General features: G+C 69.9%; 19 protein-coding genes. 8 read left to right on the top strand and 11 right to left on the bottom strand.

Annotated elements, in window-relative coordinates; translation table 11 throughout:
- The 3 genes from Q0581_RS05575 to Q0581_RS05585 are packed head-to-tail and all read left to right on the top strand — an operon-like array spanning position 1 to position 2,289.
- A complete protein-coding gene (locus tag Q0581_RS05575; protein WP_298698379.1) occupies positions 1 to 819 on the top strand; it encodes a TPM domain-containing protein in 819 nt (272 codons plus the stop codon).
- Complete coding sequence (locus Q0581_RS05580) at positions 819 to 1,505, top strand: TPM domain-containing protein (RefSeq protein ID WP_298698381.1); 687 nt, start codon at positions 819 to 821, stop codon at positions 1,503 to 1,505. The genes Q0581_RS05575 and Q0581_RS05580 overlap by 1 nt, the downstream gene beginning before the upstream one ends.
- 52 nt (positions 1,506 to 1,557) lie before the next feature.
- Positions 1,558 to 2,289, top strand: a complete 732-nt coding sequence (locus Q0581_RS05585; protein WP_298698383.1) for an endonuclease/exonuclease/phosphatase family protein — start codon at positions 1,558 to 1,560, stop codon at positions 2,287 to 2,289.
- Here the strand turns inward: Q0581_RS05585 and Q0581_RS05590 are convergent.
- Positions 2,277 to 3,746, bottom strand: coding sequence for a phospholipase D-like domain-containing protein (locus Q0581_RS05590; RefSeq protein WP_298698385.1), 1,470 nt, complete (start codon positions 3,744 to 3,746; stop codon positions 2,277 to 2,279). The two genes, Q0581_RS05585 and Q0581_RS05590, sit on opposite strands and share 13 nt — an antisense overlap.
- Positions 3,747 to 3,922: 176 nt before the next feature.
- Here Q0581_RS05590 and Q0581_RS05595 point away from each other — a divergent pair, with 176 nt between their 5' ends.
- From Q0581_RS05595 to Q0581_RS05605, 3 genes are all read left to right on the top strand, one after another.
- A complete protein-coding gene (locus Q0581_RS05595; RefSeq protein WP_298698387.1) occupies positions 3,923 to 4,120 on the top strand; it encodes a hypothetical protein in 198 nt (65 codons plus the stop codon).
- Between the two features lie 125 nt (positions 4,121 to 4,245).
- A complete protein-coding gene (locus tag Q0581_RS05600) occupies positions 4,246 to 6,795 on the top strand; it encodes a tipN (RefSeq protein WP_298698389.1) in 2,550 nt (849 codons plus the stop codon).
- A 93-nt stretch (positions 6,796 to 6,888) separates the two neighbouring features.
- Positions 6,889 to 7,488, top strand: coding sequence for a hypothetical protein (locus Q0581_RS05605; protein WP_298698391.1), 600 nt, complete (start codon positions 6,889 to 6,891; stop codon positions 7,486 to 7,488).
- Between the two features lie 9 nt (positions 7,489 to 7,497).
- Here Q0581_RS05605 and Q0581_RS05610 read toward each other — a convergent pair whose 3' ends face one another.
- Positions 7,498 to 8,652, bottom strand: a complete 1,155-nt coding sequence (locus Q0581_RS05610; protein WP_298698393.1) for an MFS transporter — start codon at positions 8,650 to 8,652, stop codon at positions 7,498 to 7,500.
- Positions 8,653 to 8,701: 49 nt separating this feature from the next.
- On the opposite strand from Q0581_RS05610, the gene Q0581_RS05615 reads away from it, so the two are divergent.
- Together Q0581_RS05615 and pip are read left to right on the top strand one after the other, a co-directional pair.
- Complete coding sequence (locus Q0581_RS05615) at positions 8,702 to 9,073, top strand: DUF423 domain-containing protein (RefSeq protein ID WP_298698395.1); 372 nt, start codon at positions 8,702 to 8,704, stop codon at positions 9,071 to 9,073.
- A gap of 31 nt (positions 9,074 to 9,104) precedes the next feature.
- The gene (gene pip, locus Q0581_RS05620; protein WP_298698397.1) at positions 9,105 to 10,076 is read left to right on the top strand and encodes a prolyl aminopeptidase; all 972 of its coding nucleotides are present in this window, start codon (positions 9,105 to 9,107) and stop codon (positions 10,074 to 10,076) included.
- Here the strand turns inward: pip and Q0581_RS05625 are convergent.
- The 9 genes from Q0581_RS05625 to Q0581_RS05665 form a co-directional block, all read right to left on the bottom strand.
- Positions 10,073 to 10,537 carry a DUF6173 family protein gene (locus Q0581_RS05625; protein WP_298698399.1) on the bottom strand — a complete coding sequence of 155 codons (465 nt, stop codon included), beginning with the start codon at positions 10,535 to 10,537 and terminating at the stop codon, positions 10,073 to 10,075. The genes pip and Q0581_RS05625 overlap by 4 nt on opposite strands.
- A 40-nt stretch (positions 10,538 to 10,577) precedes the next feature.
- Positions 10,578 to 11,735 (bottom strand): rod shape-determining protein RodA, encoded by a 1,158-nt coding sequence (gene rodA, locus Q0581_RS05630; RefSeq protein WP_298698400.1) that lies wholly within the window; start codon positions 11,733 to 11,735, stop codon positions 10,578 to 10,580.
- The gene (mrdA, locus tag Q0581_RS05635) at positions 11,732 to 13,786 is read right to left on the bottom strand and encodes a penicillin-binding protein 2 (protein ID WP_298698402.1); all 2,055 of its coding nucleotides are present in this window, start codon (positions 13,784 to 13,786) and stop codon (positions 11,732 to 11,734) included. Before mrdA ends, rodA begins: the two co-directional genes overlap by 4 nt.
- Positions 13,787 to 13,871: 85 nt before the next feature.
- On the bottom strand, positions 13,872 to 14,342 hold the full coding sequence (locus tag Q0581_RS05640) for a hypothetical protein (RefSeq protein ID WP_298698404.1): 471 nt from the start codon (positions 14,340 to 14,342) through the stop codon (positions 13,872 to 13,874).
- Between the two features lie 44 nt (positions 14,343 to 14,386).
- Entirely contained in the window at positions 14,387 to 15,448 is a 1,062-nt protein-coding gene (mreC, locus tag Q0581_RS05645) for a rod shape-determining protein MreC (RefSeq protein ID WP_298698406.1), read from the bottom strand.
- A gap of 128 nt (positions 15,449 to 15,576) precedes the next feature.
- Positions 15,577 to 16,614 carry a rod shape-determining protein gene (locus Q0581_RS05650; protein WP_298698409.1) on the bottom strand — a complete coding sequence of 346 codons (1,038 nt, stop codon included), beginning with the start codon at positions 16,612 to 16,614 and terminating at the stop codon, positions 15,577 to 15,579.
- Between the two features lie 224 nt (positions 16,615 to 16,838).
- On the bottom strand, positions 16,839 to 17,462 hold the full coding sequence (locus Q0581_RS05655; protein ID WP_298698412.1) for a glutathione S-transferase C-terminal domain-containing protein: 624 nt from the start codon (positions 17,460 to 17,462) through the stop codon (positions 16,839 to 16,841).
- A gap of 77 nt (positions 17,463 to 17,539) precedes the next feature.
- Entirely contained in the window at positions 17,540 to 18,256 is a 717-nt protein-coding gene (locus Q0581_RS05660) for a VTT domain-containing protein (RefSeq protein WP_298698414.1), read from the bottom strand.
- 3 nt (positions 18,257 to 18,259) lie between these two features.
- Positions 18,260 to 19,321 carry a hypothetical protein gene (locus Q0581_RS05665; RefSeq protein ID WP_298698415.1) on the bottom strand — a complete coding sequence of 354 codons (1,062 nt, stop codon included), beginning with the start codon at positions 19,319 to 19,321 and terminating at the stop codon, positions 18,260 to 18,262.
- Positions 19,322 to 19,382 lie beyond the last annotated feature (61 nt).

Here is a 19,382-nt window from a genome sequence, read left to right on the forward strand (position 1 = left end):
GTGAACGCTCTGCTGCGACGCACGGGCGCCCGCGCGCGCCTGCTGATGCTGGCGGCCCTGACGCTGTGGGCCGTCCTGGGCGTGACCGCCGCCTGGGCCGAGCCGACCTTCCCGGCGCTGAGCGGCCGTGTGGTCGATCAGGCGCGCCTGCTGGACGACCCGACCGAGACCGCCGTGACCCAGAAGCTGGCGGCGCTGGAGGCCGACACCGGCGATCAGCTGATGGTCGTCACGATCGACAGCCTGCAAGGCTATGAGATCGAGGATTACGGCTATCGCCTGGGCCGTCACTGGGGCATCGGCCAGAAGGAGGGCGACAACGGCGTGCTGCTGATCATCGCGCCGAACGAACGCAAGGTGCGGATCGAGGTCGGCTATGGGCTGGAGCCGATCCTGACCGACGCCCTGTCGGCCCAGATCATCCAGACCCGCGCCCTGCCCGCCTTCCGCACCGGCGGCTATCGCCAGGGCATCAGCGACACGGTCGACGCCATCGACCAGCAGCTGCGTCTGGACCCGGCCGAGGCCCAGGCGCGGGCCGAGGCCGCCGACGCCGGCGGGCCCGACGTGCCGGTCTGGCCGATGCTGGTGATCTTCCTGGTGTTCGTCTTCCTGTTCCTGGGCCTGCTGGGCGCCGCCTCGCGCGGGCGCAAGCACAAGGGCGGGGTTTCGCCCATCCTGATCTGGGCCGCGTCCGAGGCCCTGCGCAACAACGGCGGCGGAAGCGGGCGCAGCAGCCGCGGCGGCTGGAGCGGCGGCGGGGGTTTCAGCGGCGGCGGCGGCAGTTTCGGCGGCGGCGGCGCCTCGGGAGGATGGTGATGCCGATCACGCCCCAGGATCATGAACGCATCTCGGCCGCCATCGCGGCGGCTGAACGGCGCACGTCCGGCGAAATCTTCTGCGTCGTGGCGCGCAAGGTGTCGGATTATCGCGACATCCGCCTGGGCTGGGCGGCGCTGGCGGCGCTGCTTCTGCCGATGGCGCTGATTCCGCTGGGCTTCGACCCGGCCTGGTTCCCCGGCGTGGCCGACAGCTGGGAGATCGCTCACCTGGCCGCGCGCGACGTGACCATCGGCCGGGCGCTGACGGCCTACGCCATCGTCCAGGCGGCGATCTTCATCGGGGTCTTCCTGGTGGTGTCGGCGCCGGGGATGTCGCGGATCGTGACTCCCGCTCCGCTGCGCCGTGCGCGGATGCGCCGGGCGGCCATGCAGCAGTTCCTGGCCCACGGCCTGCACCAGACCGAGGCCCGCACCGGCGTGCTGATCTTCGCCAGCGTCGCGGACCGTCAGGTCGAGGTGGTGGCCGACACCGGCATCTATGAAAAGGTCGACGCCACGGTCTGGGGCGACGCCGTGGCCGCCCTGACCCGCGAACTGCGCGCTGGACGCCCGGCCGATGGGTTCGAGGCGGCGGTGACCCTGTGCGGCGACGTGCTGGCGACCCATTTCCCGCCGCGCCCCGCCGACGTCAACGAACTGCCCGACCGCCTCGTGGTCCTGTGACGGTCATACGCTGGTCGCTTTCGCAGCCGAAAGGACGGGACAGCAAACTCCCATGCCCCGTCTGATCACCTACAATGTCCATCGCTGCGTCGGCGTCGATCGCCGGCTGGATGTCGGCCGCATCGCCGATGTGCTGGCCGAGCACGACCCAGACATCGTCTGCCTTCAGGAACTGGACGTCGGCCGCGCCCGCACCGGCCATGTCGATCAGGCCCGAACCATCGCCGATCGTCTGTCGATGAATCTGCGGTTCCACCCGGCCATGGCGGTGGAGACCGAGCTTTACGGCGACGCCATCCTGACCCGCCGGCCGGAACAGCTGGTCAAGGTCGGCGCCCTGCCGACGGTGGCGGGCGTGCCGGGGCTGGAGCCGCGCGGCGCCCTGTGGTCGCGGATCGATATCGACGGGACGCCGCTGAACGTGCTGAACACCCACCTGGGTCTGGTCCCGCGCGAGCAGAGGCTTCAGGCCGACGCCCTGGCCGGGCGCGACTGGGTGGGGGCCTGCGAAGGGGCGACGATCCTGACCGGCGACTTCAACGCCACCTCCCTGACGCGGCCCTATCAGACGCTGTGCGGACGCCTGGCCGACGCCCAGCGCATTCTGGGCCTGAAGCCGTCGGTGAAGACCTTCCCCTCGACCTTCCCGGCCATCCGCATCGACCATCTGTTCGTCAGTCCCGAGGTGAAGCCGGTGCGGGTGTTCGCCCCCCAGTCCCCCCTGGTGAAGGCGGCGTCGGATCACCTGCCGTTGGTGTTCGACTTCGAGATTCAGCCGGCCTGAGTTTCCGGCTGCTGAAGCGCCAGTCCGCGCGCCCGCCGCCGCCAGGGGCGCCAGGAATCGCGCGACGACATCGGGTCGCCCAACTGCCAGTCGGCGATGCGTGATTGCAGCCATGAGGGCGGCTCGGCCCCCAGAACCTGCATCCGGCCGGTGTCGAAAGCGCCGATGGCCGCCTCCATCGATCCCATCACCGCCTCGGCCGCGGCGAATTCGGCCGCCGTCACCCCCAGGAAATGCCCCAGGGCGTGATGGCGATAGTCGCGCACGGCGGCGCGGCCCGCCGCATCCTCAGGCTCGACCGACACGTCGCATTCGGTGTCGAACCCCAGCGACCGGTTGTTCAGATTGGTCGAGCCGATCCGCAACAGCTTGTCGTCGATCACCGTCACCTTGGCGTGCACGATGATGCGCCCGCCGCCCGTGGTGCGCGGCGCCAGGGCCAGGAAGCGGCCATGCCGGTCGGCCTGCTCTAGCCGATACAGGACCTGGGCGCGGGCCTTGTCCATGGTCAGGCTGTCGAACCAGCTGGGACTGCGGGCGGTGGTGACCAGCACCACCTCCGGGCCGTCGTCCTCGGCCAGACGCGCGGCCAGGGCCTGGGCGATGGCGGGCGAGGTGAAATACTGGTTCTCGAAATAGATCAGGCGCCGGGCGCGCCGGATGGCCTCCAGATGCAGGGCCTCGTTCTCGCGGATCTCGGGCCGGCCGTTCCACGCCGGTTCGGTGCGCGACAGACCGACGGAAACATCGTGCATCGTCGGGGCCACGCCGTCAGGCCAGGGGTCGGTCTCGGTCTCGTCCGGCAGGGTGCGTTCCCAGGTCGCCCGCGCCCAGCGTTCGCGCGCCAGGTCGCCCAGCGCCCGCGCCGCCGGGCCGTCGAACACGCACATGGTCTCGTGCCGGGGCCGCGCGATCAGGCCCGAAGGCTGGCAGCGACGCGGATCGTCGTCCAGGTGTTCGGCGCTGTCCCAGCGGTCGGTGGCGATGTCGCCGCCGCCACAGAAGGCCAGCTTGTCGTCGATGATCACCGCCTTCTGGTGATGGCAGGCGCCGATGGGGCCGGGGCTGTCCATGCGGAACTCGACCGTGCGCTTGCGGAACCAACCCCGCGCCCGGTGCGGATAAAAGCCCTGCGACGCCGCGATCAGCAGCGGCGATTTCCAGATCAGCAGCCGCACGTCCAGCTCGGGCTTCTGCTTGACCAGCAGGCGCAGCCGGTGGCCGATCTCGGCCGCCCGGTCGTCGGCCCCCGCCTCGACCGACAAATGGGTGCGCGGGTCGAATTGCCAGCCCAGGACGACGATCGACCGTTCCGCCTTCTCCAGCGCCGAGGCCAGGGCGGCGAAATAGGCGTCATTCTCCATCAGGGGCGCGAACCGGTGCGCGCGTTCGGTGCGCCAGACGCCCGCGCCCGGGGTCAGAAGCCGACCGTCATAGCTGTCCACAAAGGCCTGCATGGCGCCAAGCGTGACCGATTCGAGTGATGGGGGCGTGTCGCCGCCCAATGTGACATCCGTTCCACGCCCCGTCACATTCGGTCAATCTGTGTCTGAAATCTGGCCGCACGCCATCATTGCGCCTTAGTATTCGCGCGCATGAGGCCTGTTGCTGTGGGGAGGATCGGGCGTTGCAAGTGCTGATCGAATTGATCGCCGGCCTGATCGCCCTTTTGGCCGCGCTGGCCCTGTCGCAGTTCGGTGTCGACCTGCATCCGGACAAGACGGATCGAGAGATCACCCGCGTCCTGGATTGCGGCGAAGGAGCCTCGCCGACCAAGGCGATGATGAAGGCGGCGCCCCGGCCCGCGTCGGCGCCGTCGCAAGAGTGCTGATCGTCATTCTGGCGAACTGGCGTCTTTGATCTTGCGGACTGAGCGGCTACGGTCCCGAACCTTCGTTTCCGGGCCCTGTTTTCCGGGCTTCGACCCGCGAAGGATCAGACCGAGAACGACGACTGATGAAATCCCGCAGCCGGCCGCCCCAGAAGTCACGCACCCCGTCTTCCGACGCCCTCGATCCGATCGCCGAGGCGGCGCTGGAGATTCAGCCCCTGCCCGAGGCCGCGCCGGACGCCGTGACCGACGCGGCGCCTGAACCTGACGCCCGGCCGGACCCCGAACCCGCGCCCCGGCCGATGTCCGAACGCCGTCGCAGGCGGCTGCTGGAAGAACAGCGCCAGGCCGAAGAGGCCGCTCTGGCCGCCCAAGCCCATGTTCAGGCCCAGGCTGAAGCGGCCGCAGAGTCCGTCGTCCGCATCGACATGACCGACGCCGAAACCGCCGCGCCCCCGGCGCGTGTGGACGCCGCTCCTGCGCCCGCCTTGCGCACCCCGCGCGACCCGGCCCCCAGCGGGCGCCACGCCTATCTGATCGCGGCCGTGGCCGCCGCCCTGTGGATCGGCGGCGTCGCGTCCTGGGCCGCCTATGAATATGGCGCGGGCGGGACCGAGCTGGATCCGCTGCGCATCGCCATCTATGCGCTGCTGGCCCTGGCCCCGGCCGGGGTGGCGATCCTGCTGGCCCATGCCGTGCGTCAGGGGGCCGGCCTGGCCGCCGAGACCCGCCGCGCGCGCGACCTGTCGCAGGCCCTGCTGGCGCCCACCGCCCTGGCGGCCCAGCAGACCGGCGAGGTGCTGAACACCCTGAGGGCCGACATCGACCATGCCGCCCTGGCCGCCGAACGGGCGCGCGACGACATGCGACTGTTGCGCGAGGCCCTGGCCGGCGAGACCGAGCGCCTGAACGAAGCGGCAGAAACCGCCGGGCGCACGGCGCGGCGGCTGGTCGAACAGCTGGGCGTCGAACGCGACCGCCTGACCACTCTGGGCGGCCAGCTGGAAGGCCAGGCCACGGGCGTGCTGGAGGCCGTGGAGCGCCAGTCGCGCATGGTGATCGACGCCTCCGACCTGGCCCAGACTCAGTTGCGCGAGGCCGAGGCCGCCCTGGCCGCCCGCGCCGCCGACCTGGCCGCCGCAGCTGGAGAGGCCCAGGACGCCGCCCGTCTGGCGTCGGACGACCTGTCGCGCCAGACCCTGCGACTGGAGAACGCCGGCGCCGGCGTGGCCGAACAGATCCAGTCGGTCGAGGAAGGCCTGGGCCAGCAGCGCGCCGCCCTGGTCACCGCCGCCTATGCCCTGCGCACCGACCAGGAGGATTTCTCGGCCCAGGTCGAGAGCCAGCGCGCCCAGCTGACCGAACAGCTGTCGGCCACGCGCACCGCCACGACCGAACTGGCCCAGACCACTCAGCTGACCACCGAAACGGTCAAGGATCTGGTCGAGGCGGCGACGGACCAGTTCCGCGCCCTGGTCGAAATGTCCCAGCGCGAGGCCGACGGCTTCGACGCCGCCACCAAGGTGGCGCTGGACCGGTTCGAGGCCCTGGCCGCCGACGCCCGCGACACCCTGATCGAGGAAACCCGCCGCGCGCTGGAAGCCCTGCGCGCCACGGCCGAGGAAAGCCGCGCCGCCTCGGCCGACGCCGCCGAAGAAGCCCGCCTGCGCGCCGAGCGCCTGGGCGAAACCCTGTTCGAAGCGGCCCAGAAGGCCGACCAAGCCGCCGAGGCCCGGATCGGCGAGGCCCGCCGCATCGTCCAGGAGACCACCGGCCTGGTCGGCGACGCCGGCGAACAGGCGCTGGAGCGTCTGGAGGAAACGCTGGAGCGGATGAACGCCGCCCTGGCGCGGGTCGAAACCGCCGTGTCCGATGTGGATGCGCGCGCCGCCGAACTGCCCCAGCAGGCCCAGGCGCGGGTCGACGCCGTGCGCGCGGCGGTGGAGGATGGCCTGGCCGCCCTGTCCGAAGCCTCGCGCAAGGCCGCCGCCGACACCGAGGCGCTGGACGCCGGCTTCCAGGAGCGGGTGCGCCGCAACTACGACATGCTGACCGAAGCGGTGCGCCTGATGGGCGTGGTCTCGGGCGACGCCCCCGGCGGCCGTCGCCGCGAACCGGCCGAAGAGCCCGCGCCGCGCCGCCGACCGGCCGCAAAGGACGAGGACGCCGGTCGCGGCTTCGGCCTGCGCGGCCGCCTGAAACTGGCGCCGGCCGAGGGCGCGCGCCCGACCGCCGACGAGCAGTTGGGCTGGAGCGATCTGACCGCCGAACCGGCCGACGAGGCGCCGATGGACCTGACGGCGCCCCTGATGCCGCCGGTGGATGTCGAGGCCCTGGCCGACACCATGGTGGCCGCCATCCGGCGCATGGGGGTCGATCCCAACGCCCTGTTGCCCCGCTCGCGCATCGAAGAGGCCGCCCGCGCCTGGTCGACCGGCGATCCGTCCGGCTCGCGTCAGATCGTGCGCCGCGTAGCCCCCGCCGCCGTGCGCAGCGTCTCGCGTCGGGTGCTGACCGACCCGGACCTGAAGGCCGAGGCCGAACGCTATGTGCGCGGTTTCGCACGCGAACTTCAGGCGTTCGGGCCGGAATCCACCGGCGTCCTGGCCCGCCTGGCCAGCGACGGCGGACGGGCCTTCCTGTTGCTGGATGCGGCGGTCGGCGACCTGGCCTGACGCCACAAGAAACGGATTCCGGCTTGACGTCGGCGCGACCAGACCGCACGGTCGGGTCGCTGTCACGTTGATGTCACATTACCCAACGGACCCATGGTTGCCGACGACGAAGACACCGCCGACGACCGACTGCCCGTCATCGTGCTGTGCGCCTATGACGCCCAGGACGAGGTGTGGGATCCGGTCGAGGATCTGTCGGGCCGGCACTGGCGGCCGAACGGCGCGCGCGCGGTCAGCCTGGACCCCGACACGCCCGACCGCCTGTATGACGCCCTGAACGATCAGCTTAGCGACCGGCGTCGCCGCGCGGTTCTGCTGCTGGGCCGCAGCCGCCAGCCCGGCCAGTTCAGCATCCAGATGCGGGCCGAGAACAGGGCCTTGCAGGGAACCGAACGTCTGGACCCGCTGGGGCCCAGCCTGGCGCGGGCGACCCTGCCGGTGGCCGATGTGCTGAACGGGCTGGGTGCCGCGGGATTGAACGCCGTCGCCACTTCCGAGGCCGAACCGGACGCCGGATCGTATCTGCTGTTCCGCATCCTGTCGGACCTGCCGGATGTCAGCGAGGCGCCGATCGTGGGCCTGTTGCGGGTTCCGGCCGACGCCACCCTGGACGCCGCGCGACGGGGCGTGAAGGCCGCCGCCGCCGCCATCGCCGCCCAACTGGCGCCTCTGAGCCGGTCGCAACTGGCCTGAGCCTGCGCCTCAGCCCAGGCGCCGCCGCAGCCCCAGCGCCAGCAAACCCCCGAACCCCGCCAGCAGGGCCATGGCGCCATAGCCCCACACGCCGACCTGATCATACAGCGGCCCCGACGCCAGGGTCGCCAGGCCGATCAGAACCCCGGCCGCCAGCATGGAGTTCAGCGTCTGGCCCGCCGTATGGCTGTCGTCCGGCGTCAGACGCTCGATGATCTGCACCCCCGCCAGATAGGTGGCGGCGAAGGTCAGGGCGTGCAGCGCCTGCAACGGCCACAAGGCCCACAACGGCGGCGCCAGGGCCATCAACCCCCAGCGCACCACCGACGCCCCCACGCCCAGCATCAGCACGCTCCAGGCGGAAATCCCCCGGCGTCGGCGCCACGGCTCGACCCACCACATGAAGCCGATCTCGACCACGACCGAAAAGGCCCACAGCGCGCCGGTGGTGCGGGCGTCCAGCCCCTGCCCTTCCCAGGCCATGGCCGAAAAGCCGTAATAGAAGGCGTGCGCCGCCTGCACCGCGCCGATGGCGAACAGAGCGGTCATGAACACCGGGTCGCGCACCAGCCGCCCCAGGCCCCGGAACCGCGCCATGCCGTCTACAGGGCCTGCGGCGCCGACCGGCTCGTCCGGCAGGCCGCGCCAGGCGTAGAGGCCGATGCCCGCGCTGGCGGCCACGACCCAGACGATCACCGCATCGGTCGGCGCGACCGTCAGCAAAGCGCCCACCGCCATGTTGGCGCCCACGAAGGCGGCCGATCCGCACCCGCGCGGAAAGGCGAAGCTGTGCCCCGTCCGGCGCGCCACACGCAGGTTCAGCACATCGGTCAGCGGGATCAGCGCCGCGGCCGCGCTGGCCGCCGCGAACCAGCACACAGCCCTGAGGCCTGCATGATCGGTCAGCCCCGCCGCGCCATAGCCGACCGCCGCGACCAGCCCCAGAATGGCGATGGGCGTGCGCCGCGACCGGAACCCATCGGCCCAGACCGCCGCCGCCGGCCCGGTGACCAGCCGCCCCAGCATGGGCGCCGCCAGAAGCGCGCCGATCTCGGCCCCGCTGAGGCCCCGGCTGGATAACCACAGGCCGGCGAACGGCAGGCTGGCGCCCGTGGCCGCGAACAGCAGCACATATTGAAAGGCCAGACGCAGGGCGGGAGTCATGGCGAGTGCGATAGCAGACTCGCGCCGCGGCGTCGGCTAGGACATTCAGATGACCCTGCACCGTTCGCTCGCTCTGTTCGCCGCCGTCTCGGGCGCCCTGGCCGTGATCCTGGGCGCCTTCGCCGCCCATGGGGCCGGGCCGCAGATCAAGAGCCTGCTGACCACCGGGGCGCAGTATCAGATGGGGCACGCCCTGCTGGCGCTGATCTGCGCCGCCTGGCCGGGCGGCGGTCGTCTGGCCGGGGTTGCGGGTTGGCTGGCCGGTGTCGGAGGTCTGGTGTTCAGCCTGGCGCTGGCGTCGGTGGCTCTGTTGCGACTTTCGGTCATGGGGGCGGTTGCGCCCGTCGGCGGCATGCTGATGATCGCCGGGTGGCTGGTGCTGGGATTCGCGGTTCTCCGGTCACGGTCCGTCAACGCCTGATCGTTCAGAAATCCGGAGTTCCGTACACAGAATGGCTTTTGTCGTGACCGATACGCCCCGCCGCGAACTGTATCCCGAGATCGAACCGTTCGCCTCCGGCTGGATGACCGCAGACGGTCACGAGATCTATTACGAGGAATGCGGCAATCCGAACGGCCTGCCGGTCGTGGTGCTGCACGGCGGCCCCGGCGGCGCCTGCAATCCGGGCATGCGGCGCTATTTCGATCCGGCCAAATACCGAATCGTCCTGTTCGACCAGCGCGGATGCGGCCAGTCGCGGCCCAACGCCTCGCTGGAAGACAACACCACCTGGACCCTGATCGAGGACATCGAGCGGCTGCGCGAACGGTGCGGCGTCGACAAATGGGTGGTGTTCGGCGGCAGCTGGGGCTCGACCCTGTCGATGGCCTACGCCATCACCCACCCCGAGCGGGTGGCGGCCCTGGTTCTGCGCGGCATCTTCCTGCTGACCAAGCCCGAGCTGCACTGGTTCTATCAGAACGGCGCCTCGATGATCTTCCCGGACGCCTGGGAAGGCTTCGTCGCCCCCATCCCCGAGGCCGAGCGTCACGACCTGATGGGCGCCTATTACAAGCGGCTGACCGGCGACGACCGCAAGGCCCAGCTGGAATGCGCCGTGGCCTGGTCCAGCTGGGAAGGCGACACCGTCAGCGTGCGCGGGCCGGAAGCCCGTCCCGACAAATTCGCCGAGCCTGAGTTCGCCCTGGCCTTCGCCCGGATCGAATGCTGGTACTTCATGAATGGCGGCTTCTTCCCGGAGGACGGCTGGATCCTGAAGAACATCCACCGCATCCGCCACATCCCGGCCTGGATCGCGCAGGGGCGGTTCGACGTGGTCACGCCGATGGACAGCGCCTGGCGTCTGCATCGCGCCTGGCCTGAGGCGACGCTGGATGTCGTCGGCGACGCCGGTCACGCCTCGACCGAGCCGGGCATCATCGACAGCCTGGTGCGCGCGACCGACTGGGCGGCCAGTCTTTAAGCGGACGGGTTGGTCTTTTCGACCAGTTCGTTCAGCTGGAAGCCGATGCGGCGCGCGGGGCGGTCCTCGGGCTTCTTGGCGACGTTCAGCACGACGTTGATCTGGCCATAATGCTGGATCAGCCGCACCGGCTTGCCGTCGCCGTTCTTGCCGAAGAACATGATCAGGTCCGGCCCCCAGAAGCCGACGTCCTCGATCCGCATGGTGCCGTCGCCCGGCAGGCCGACGATGGAGGCGGCGACTTCCTCGTCCTTGTCGATGCCGGCCTCGAACGCCTCGATCATCTTGGACAGGCGCACAAAGGCCCATTCGGCCGGATTGTCGCGCATGCGTACGCCGTGGGCCATGGCGGCGGCGTCTTCGGGCGCGCTGTCGGGCACGACGGGCTGGGGACAGGGCGGGCCCGAGAACAGGTTCGGGTCGGCCTTGACGGGCGGGGGCGTGGTGCTGATGACGGTCATGACGGCACTCTAACGCGACAGGCGCTTCAGAACAGGCGGATCAGAACAGGCCGTGGCCCTTGGGCAGTTCGGCATAGCGGTGCACGCGGATCGACAGCACCAGACCGAAACCGACCATCACCGTCATCATCGACGACCCGCCATAGGACATCAGCGGCATGGGCACGCCGACGACCGGCGCCAGCCCCATGACCATGGCCCCGTTGATCAGCACGAAGATGGCGAAGAAGGCCGTCATCCCCGCCGCGGCGATACGGCCGAAATGGCTGTGCGACAGCGAGGCGATCCGCAGCGAGATCAGGATGACCGCCAGATAGCAGGCCAGCAGCGAAAAGGTGCCGATGAAGCCGATCTCTTCGGCCACGGTCGAGAAGATGAAGTCGGTCTGACGTTCGGGCAGGAACTCCAGCTGGCTCTGACTGCCCAGGCCATAGCCACGACCCAGCACGCCCCCTGCGCCCAGGGCGATCTTGGACTGGATGATGTTGTAACCCGTGCCGGCCGGGTCGGATTCCGGGTTCAGGAAGGTCAGCACCCGCGCCCGCTGATAGTCGTGCATCACGAACATCACGAACGGCGGAATGGCGGCGGCGGCGGCGGCGACGCCCGCCACGATCACCCGCCAGCTCAGCCCCGCCAGGAACATGATCGCCCCGCCCGTCAGACCGATGACCATGGCCGAACCCAGATCCGGCTGCTTGGCCACCAGCAGGAAGGGCACGCCGATCATCGCCAGCGGGAAGATCAGCTTCCACGACAGCCGCGCCTCCTTGGCCGTGTGGCTGTGGTACCAGCGAGCCAGGGCCAGAACGAGGCCCAGCTTGACGAACTCGGCCGGCTGGATGCGGATGAAGCCCAGATGCAGCCAGTTCTTGGCACCCCCCGCCGTATAGCCCAGCGGCGTGAACTCGATCAGCAGCACCAGGAACAGCAGGAATCCGTACAGCGGATAGGCCGCGTGGAACCACCATTTCGGATGGATCAGCGCCAGCACCAGCATGACCCCCAGCATGACGGTGAACCGGAACACATGGTCGGCGGCCCACGGTTGCCAGTCGCTGCCTGCGATCGAATACAGCATGGCCGCGCCGGCCCCGGCGATGGCGCACAACAGGGCCACCAGCCGCCATTCGATCTGGCCGATCTTGACCGACAGCCGGTCGCGTTCGCCCGGACGGGTCAGGGCCGAAGCGGTCATTGCGGCGTCTCCGGCAGATAGGGTTGCGGGCCGGACGGCGTTGCAGGCGCTGCGGGCGCAGCCGTCGACGGCGCGGGCGGCGCAGCACTGTCAACCAGGCCACCGATGTTGCCGGCCTCCCCTTCCCCGGCCTCGACCGGGCCTTCGGCCTCGGGCGGCAGGGGCCGTTCGATGCGCGCGCGCATGTCGGGGTCTTTCAGCAGGGCCACCTTCATGATCTCGCGCGCGCGCGGGGCCGCATCGGCCGCGCCGCCCGCCGGGGCGTGCTGGATAATCAGGGCGATGGCGTAACGCGGCGCATCGTGCGGGGCGAAGGCCACGAACAGGGCGTGGTCGCGCCGGGTCCAGACCGCATCGCGCGGCCCGCGAGAACCCGAGCCATAGTCGCGCGACTGGGCCGTGCCGGTCTTGCCCGCCATCTGGATGTCGCCCAGCCCCAGTTGCGAGGCGCGATAGGCCGTGCCCGAGCGATCATTGGCCACCGCCGCCATGCCGGCGCGCACGATGTCCAGATGCTCCTGCGAGAACGGCAGATCCTTGCGGCTTTCGGGCTGGGGCCGCTCCACGCCGCCGACCGACTTGATCAGGCGCGGGGTGATGGCCTTGCGGCCGTTGGCCAGGCGCGAGGTCATCACCGCCAGTTGCAGCGCCGTGGTCAGGGTGGCGCCCTGGCCGATGGCGACCGACAGCGTCTCGCCTGGATGCCATTTCGGATCGCGCGGACGGGCCTTCTTGACCCATTCGGTGGTGGGCATCAGCCCCTTGGACTGACCGCCGATGCCGATGTCATAGGTCTGGTTGAAGCCCAGATCCTCGGCCACGCGCGAGATGCGGTCCACGCCCGCGCGGTTGCACAGGTGGTAGAAATAGGTGTCGCACGAGTTCTTGATGGCGTTGTGCATGTCCATCGCCCCGTGCCCGCCTCGCCGCCAGCAACGGAAGGTGCGATTGCCGTAGCGATAGCCGCCCGTGCAGACCACCCGTTCGGCCGGATTGATCCCCGCCTCCAGGAAGGCCAGGGCCGTGGTCATCTTGAAGGTCGAGCCGGGCGGGAAGGCGCCATAGATCGCCTTGTCCAGCAACGGTTTGCGCTCGTAATCGGCCAGGGCGCGATAGATTTTGGACGGCACGCCGCCCACGAACAGGTTCGGATCGAACGACGGCGCCGAGACCATGCACAGCACGTCGCCGTTGCGCACATCCATGACGACGCAGCCGCCCGATTCCTCGCCGAACACCTCCAGCGCACGGTTCTGGATGTCGGCGTCCAGCGTCAGGATGACTTCGTCGCCGTGCACGGCGGGCTTGGAGCCGCCGACATCCTCGCCGACCACGCGGCCGCGAGCGTCGACCTCGACCCGATTGCCGCCGGCCTCGCCGCGCAGGTCCTCGTCCAGGGCCTTTTCCACCCCCTGACGACCGACGCGGAAGCCCGGGTTGAACAGGATCGACGGCGGCTGTTCGCCCCGGTCGCGATAGGCCTGAACGTCGCGGTCGTTGGGCTTGGCCACATAGCCAACGACGTGGGCGAAGGCGCCGCCGAAGGGGTAGTATCGGGCCTCGTTCATGTCGGCCATGACGCCCGGCAGTTCGTTGGCGTACAGATTGACGCGCGCGAACTCTTCCCAGGTCAGGTCGCTCTTGACCGGCACGGGACTGAAACGCGGCGCGGCGTTCACGTCGCGGATGATCGCGCGCCGCCGATCCAGCGTATCAGGCAGCAGGCGGCCCAGCAGGTCCAGCGTCTGGTCCAGATCCTTGGTCTCGTCGCGCACGACCAGGACACGGAAACTGGGCCGGTTGCCGGCGATGACGACGCCGTTGCGATCCTTGATCAGGCCGCGCGGCGGCGGCACCAGGCGGAAGTTGAACTGGTTGGCGTTCGCCAGGGTGGCGTATTCGCGCGCCTGGATCACCTGCAACTGCATCAGCCGCCCGACCAGGGCCGTGACCCCCAGGGTCGTCAGGCCGCCCAGCACCAGGGTGCGCCGCAGGAACGACCCCTGCCGCTCGTTGACGTCGGAAAAGAAGATGGACGGTTCGCTGCTCACCCTGCTTCGCTCCTGGCAGGAGCTTCGCAGGGTTCGGACCCGAACCCGGGAAGGACATGTCCTTCAAAGCCTTGGCGAAGACGGATCATCGGAAGCGCGTATCCCCGTCATCGAACCGCTCGATCAGCCAGGCCGAGACCGGGAACAACAGCAGGGTCGGGACCACCTGCCAGAACAGGGCCAGCAGGCTGGGCGGATTGCCGGCGCGAATGGCGACGATCAGATAGGCCAGGGCGAAGGCGCCCAGGGTGCACACCGCATACCAGGCGAACAGAACCCGCGTTTCCTGCCCGGCCAGAAAGCTGCGCGAGGCCAGAACACCCCCGTACACAGCCAGCAGACAGGCCGACCACAGGCCCAGCGGCCCGCCCCATAGCAGGTCCAGATAGACGCCCAGGACGAACAGCATCACCGGGCCCAGAACGGACGGCCGGATCAGGGGCCAGGCGAAGGCCAGGGTCAGCGGCAGCACCACTTCCGGCAGCGAAAAGCCGAACAGCTTAACCGGCGTGGCCAGGATCAGACTGACCACGGCCACCGCCAGCGTCGGCAACAAGACCCACTGCGTCGGCCCAACCACACGGACCGCCACCGGCCGCCTCACGCCGGACCCTCGGTCGTGGCGGGCGGGGCGGGGGGGGGGGGGGGCGGGGTCTGCGTCGTCGCGGGTGCGGGCGCGGGCCGACGCGCGGCGGCTTCGGCCGCGGCCTGGCGGCGCGCCTGGGCGTCGGCGATGGCGGCGGCCTGGGCCGGGGTCGGCGGCGGCGCGGCGGCCAGGCCCGCCAGAGGCGCGGCGTTCAGCGCCTCGGGATCCGCCAGTTGGCCGAAGTCCTCGAACAGCATGACGCGCACATAGTCGATGGCCCCGCGGTCGCTGAACAGCTTGACCCGCCACGAGCCGTCGATGCCGCGCGCCACCACGCCGATGGGCACGCCGCGCGGCAGGCCCCCGCCGTCGCCGGAACTCAGCACCCGGTCGCCCTTCTGGACCGCATCCTGACCGCGCACATACTCCAGACGCGGATTGCCGCTGCCGTCGCCGGTCAGCATGGCGCGCGCATCGGTGCGGTCGATCAGCACCGGTATGCGCGACGTGACGTCGGTGACCAGCAGCACCCGGCTGACGTTCGGGGCCGCGCCAACCACGCGGCCGACCAGCCCATGCTCGTTGACGACCGGATTGCCGACCCGAACACCGCGCGAAGATCCGGCGTCGATCAGGCGCGCATTGACGAACGGCCCGCGCGCCTCGGAAATCGACCGCGCCGTGGCCATGGGCACCGGCGGCTCGGTCCGCAGGCCCAGCATGGCCTCATAGCGGGTGTTGACGTTCTTCAGCGCGATGGCGTGGTCACGCCAGGGCTGCAGCTCCTCCAGCTCGCGGCGCAGGCGGCGGTTCTCTTCGACCGCATTGAAATAGCCGCCGACATAGCTGGCGACATGGCCGGTCCAGCGGACGGGCGCGGCGAAGAGCCCGCCCAGCGGCCCCGCCCCGGCGGTGAAGCCTGCCCGGACAGGGGCGATGGGGCCGGTTCCGTCGCGCGAATGGCTGTCGGTCACCAGCAGCATGACCGAAGCGGCGATGCCGGCGACGACCAGCCCTGCCGCCGTCCAGACCAGCGGCAGCTTCAGATTCTCGAACGGTCCGTCGCGAAACGCCACGGCCAGCCTTCCTGATAGAGGGAATCGGCGCGACGCCACGCACCGACAATGCGCTGCCTATCGCAAATTCCGTGCCGCATGAAAACCTTGGCGGCGCCCGGAATCACGGGGATTTGCGGCGAAAATCCTTAGAGCGCCGAATCCAGGATGCCCTTCATCCAGCGCGGATGCTCCAGCACCCGGCCGCAACCCACCGCCACGCACGACAGGGGGTCGTCGGCCACCGACACCGGCAGGCCGGTGTGATCGCGGATTTCAGCGTCCAGACCGCGCAGCAGGGCGCCGCCGCCGGTCAGCATGATGCCCTTGTCGGCGATGTCGGCGGCCAGTTCGGGCGGGGTGGCCTCCAGGGCGACCTTCACGGCCTCGATGATCTGGGTGACCGGCTCGGCCAGGGCCTCGGCGGCCTGACGTTCCGAAATGCGCACCTCGCGCGGCACGCCCTGCATCAGGTCGCGGCCCTTGACCTCGATCGACAGACCCTCGCCGTCGGCCGGGATGCGGGCGGTGCCGATGTCCTTCTTGATGCGCTCGGCCGTGGTCTCGCCGATCAGCAGATTATGGTTGCGGCGCATATAGGCGATGATGCTGTCGTCCATCTTGTCGCCGCCGACGCGGACCGAACGCGAATAGACGATGCCTGACAGCGAAAGCACGGCCACCTCGGTGGTGCCGCCGCCGATGTCGACGACCATCGAGCCGGTCGGTTCGTGGATCGGCAGGCCAGCGCCGATCGCGGCGGCCATCGGCTCGTCGATCAGGCCCACGCGGCGGGCCGAGGCGTTCAGGCAGCTGTCGTTGATCGCGCGACGTTCGACCGCCGTGGCGCCCGAGGGCACGCAGACGATGATCTTGGGGTTCACGAAGCCCTTGCGGTTATGAACCTTGCGGATGAAGTGCTTGATCATCTCTTCGGCGACTTCAAAGTCGGCGATGACCCCGTCGCGCATCGGGCGGATGGCTTCCATGTGGCCCGGCGTGCGGCCCAGCATCTGCTTGGCCTCGATGCCCACGGCGTGCACGATCTTGCGGCCGCCGACGTTGCGCAGCGCCACCACCGACGGCTCGTTCAGGACGATGCCCTTGCCCTTCATGTAGATCAGGGTGTTGGCCGTCCCCAGATCCATGGCGATGTCGTTGGAGATGGCGCCGAAGACGTTGAACATGAGGTCGGGTACCGTGTGCTGGGGCCTGGTCGGGCGTCTGGAATGTCTCGGCCGGACCCGGCGACGCCCCGCCCCGCGCATCCCCATACGCAAGGGCAATCCTGATCGTCTTTCGCCGCACCGACCAGGCGCCCGTTTGCCCGTATGAATCGGCGATGACAACCCCTTTCGCACCGGCCGGGACGCGATCACTCGATGGTGAGCGTCCCGGCGGCGCAATCGGGTCAGGCCGCGACCGGCTCCAGTCCTTCGGACTTCAGCATGCGCACGATGGCGGGGCGCGCCTGGACCCGGTCCAGATGGGCGTTCAGCTTGGGATAGCGGGCCTTGTCCAGCAGGCCGCCCTGCCGCGCCCAGCGGGTGAAGACCATCAGATAGCCGTCCGCCAGGGTCCAGGTTTCACCGAACACCCAGGGCCCCTGGACCATGTGCTGCTCCAGGATGTCGTACTTGGCCAGCGCCTGTTCGGCGGCCTGGTCGCGGGCCTCGCCGTCCAGCGGCGGACGGCTGAACAGCAGCTTGCCGATCGCCGGATGCACCGACGACGCCAGGAAGCCGTTGAAGGCATGGAAGCGCGCCATCTCGAACGCGTCGCCCACCGGCGCCAGGTTCGCCTTCGGGAAGGTCTCGGCCACAAAGGCCAGGATGGCGGCGTTCTGGGTCAGCACGCCCTTGTCGGTCTTCAGCGCCGGGGTCACGCCGGCCGGATTGACGGCCAGATATTCGGGCGTGCGCTGCTGGCCCGTCTTCAGGTCGATCTTCTCAAGCGCGAAGTCGGCGCCGGCCTCTTCCAGGGCGGCGTGCGAGGCCATGGCGCAGGCGCCGGGCGAATAATACAGGGTCAGCATCGGGTGTTCTCCGTGTCTGGCGCCAGCCGGGATGGAAACGCAGATGGGCCGACTCTCTTTCCGCCACAAGATCGGTTTCAGTTTGGCGGCGCCCGCATCTCGCGCCGCTTGACCCATTCGCGCACCAACAGCATCAGCCCCAGCCACGCCAGGGCCACGCCGGCCAGGATAAGACTGGTCCACACGCCGTCGCCGCTGGCCGCCGCCGCCACCGCCCCGCCGAAAAACGCCACCAGCGCCGTCTTGGGCAGCACCCCCAGCGCACAGCCCAGCAGGAAGGCCGGAAACGACGCCCGCGCCGCCCCGAAGGCCATATTGACCACGATGAAGGGGGCCGATGGCACATTGCGGATGATGAAACTGGCGTAGAAGGCGTTGCGGCCGATGAAGCGCGTCAGGCGTGCGATGGTCTCGCCGCCGAACCGGTCCAGCATCCGCGCCGCCGGGCCGCGCCCCATGAAATAGGTCACCCCGGCCGAGATCACGGTTGCCGCCCAACTGTAGGCGAAGCCCAGCGACGGGCCGAAGGCGACCACACAGGCGGCGATCAGGATGAACTGCGGCGCCCCGACGAAGGCGGCGGCCACGAACAGGGCCACGGTGGCCACAAAGGCCATCGGCCCCCCGGAATAACCCTGAAGCCAGGCCTCCATCCGATGTTCGGCGTCCAGGCCCAGCATGGCCTTGCCCGCCAGCAGCAGCCCGGCCATGGCCCCCAGCAGCAGAACCCCCGCCGCCAGCGTACGCCAGCGGGCGGCCTCCATGTTCAGGATGAAGTCGAGCAGTCGGCGCATGTCTCAGTCTCTGGCGCGAAACGGCTCCACCGTCCATTCCGACAGCATCCATTCGTTCAGGCCCGGATCCCAGACCCAGGTCTGGCGATAGGGCGCGACCATCGAAACCTCGCCCTCGGTGTAATAGGCCTCGCCCTCGACCACGCCCTCGCGCGACGACCGGCCTTCGAACCGCTGCTGCAGGAAGCGCAGATCGGGCCGTTCGGCCATGCGCGCGGCGATGAACTCGGCCACAGGGTTGTTGCGGCCCTGTTCGGTCTGCACAGACTGGCCCGCCCAGGACAGACGCGGCGACCCGTTCGTGCCGAGGGCCGCGCGCCAGACGTTGGCGTTTGTCATGTCCTGGCGCGCGCGGGGGCCGAAGCGGCTGCGTGCATTGGCCAGTTCGGCCGCCGCCAGCCGATCGCCGCCCAGACCCAGGCATTGGGCCAGCTGGGTGATGCGGTTGCGCGTCTGCTCAGGGTCCAGCGTCTCGCAGGGCGCCAGCGCCTTCACCGCCTCGTCGGCCAGGAAGAAGGCGAACTCGGTCGTCAGGGCGCCGCCACAGGCGTCTTCGGTGCGGCGGCGCACGGCCTGGGTTTTCCAGCGATCCACGGGGCTGTTGGCCATCTCGACCGTCTGAACCCAGGAATGCAGACAGAAGACGGGCGGCGGCGGGATGGTCCCTTCGGCCGGCGCAGGCGCGGCCGCCGGCTGTTCCAGACGACGGTCGGCGAAGCGGGACCGTTCGACCACCCGCGCCCAGGCTTCGCGAGACACGGCGGCGCGCATCACACGCCCCTGTGGCCCATGGACGACGGCTTCCGGCCCCCGGCCCGGCCGACGCTCGAACGCCACCGCCGGCATGTCGCGTCCATAACCATCGACGAAGAAGGCGCGATAGACTTCAGCTCCCGCCGCCGCCTCATCCTCGATGGCCGCCACGCCCAGGCTGCGGCGAACCTGGGCCTGCACCCCATCGTCGCAGCGGTTCACATGATTGTCGTCCAGGCATTCGCGGGGGCCGGGCAGACCGTCCGTCGTCTGAAATCCGATCAGGCCGGCGACCAGCAGGCTGGCGAACATGGCGGTCCTCCTCAAGGGCGGCTTCATTTGCACCCGATGCCCGTGGGCCGTAAAGCTCGGC

The sequence above is a fragment of the uncultured Brevundimonas sp. genome, assembly GCF_937863155.1.
In the GTDB taxonomy this organism is placed as follows: domain Bacteria; phylum Pseudomonadota; class Alphaproteobacteria; order Caulobacterales; family Caulobacteraceae; genus Brevundimonas.

Excerpts from the sequence above, each read along its gene's own strand:
- rodA (WP_298698400.1), bottom strand. The coding sequence starts at position 11,735 with ATGACCGCTTCGGCCCTGACCCGTCCGGGCGAACGCGACCGGCTGTCG.
- Q0581_RS05650 (WP_298698409.1), bottom strand. The coding sequence starts at position 16,614 with ATGTTCAACGTCTTCGGCGCCATCTCCAACGACATCGCCATGGATCTG.
- Q0581_RS05610 (WP_298698393.1), bottom strand. The coding sequence starts at position 8,652 with ATGACTCCCGCCCTGCGTCTGGCCTTTCAATATGTGCTGCTGTTCGCG.
- Q0581_RS05665 (WP_298698415.1), bottom strand. The coding sequence starts at position 19,321 with ATGTTCGCCAGCCTGCTGGTCGCCGGCCTGATCGGATTTCAGACGACG.
- Q0581_RS05660 (WP_298698414.1), bottom strand. The coding sequence starts at position 18,256 with ATGCGCCGACTGCTCGACTTCATCCTGAACATGGAGGCCGCCCGCTGG.
- Q0581_RS05600 (WP_298698389.1), top strand. The coding sequence starts at position 4,246 with ATGAAATCCCGCAGCCGGCCGCCCCAGAAGTCACGCACCCCGTCTTCC.
- Q0581_RS05585 (WP_298698383.1), top strand. The coding sequence starts at position 1,558 with ATGCCCCGTCTGATCACCTACAATGTCCATCGCTGCGTCGGCGTCGAT.
- Q0581_RS05615 (WP_298698395.1), top strand. The coding sequence starts at position 8,702 with ATGACCCTGCACCGTTCGCTCGCTCTGTTCGCCGCCGTCTCGGGCGCC.
- pip (WP_298698397.1), top strand. The coding sequence starts at position 9,105 with ATGGCTTTTGTCGTGACCGATACGCCCCGCCGCGAACTGTATCCCGAG.
- Q0581_RS05605 (WP_298698391.1), top strand. The coding sequence starts at position 6,889 with ATGGTTGCCGACGACGAAGACACCGCCGACGACCGACTGCCCGTCATC.
- Q0581_RS05655 (WP_298698412.1), bottom strand. The coding sequence starts at position 17,462 with ATGCTGACCCTGTATTATTCGCCCGGCGCCTGCGCCATGGCCTCGCAC.
- Q0581_RS05625 (WP_298698399.1), bottom strand. The coding sequence starts at position 10,537 with ATGACCGTCATCAGCACCACGCCCCCGCCCGTCAAGGCCGACCCGAAC.
- Q0581_RS05590 (WP_298698385.1), bottom strand. The coding sequence starts at position 3,746 with ATGCAGGCCTTTGTGGACAGCTATGACGGTCGGCTTCTGACCCCGGGC.
- Q0581_RS05580 (WP_298698381.1), top strand. The coding sequence starts at position 819 with ATGCCGATCACGCCCCAGGATCATGAACGCATCTCGGCCGCCATCGCG.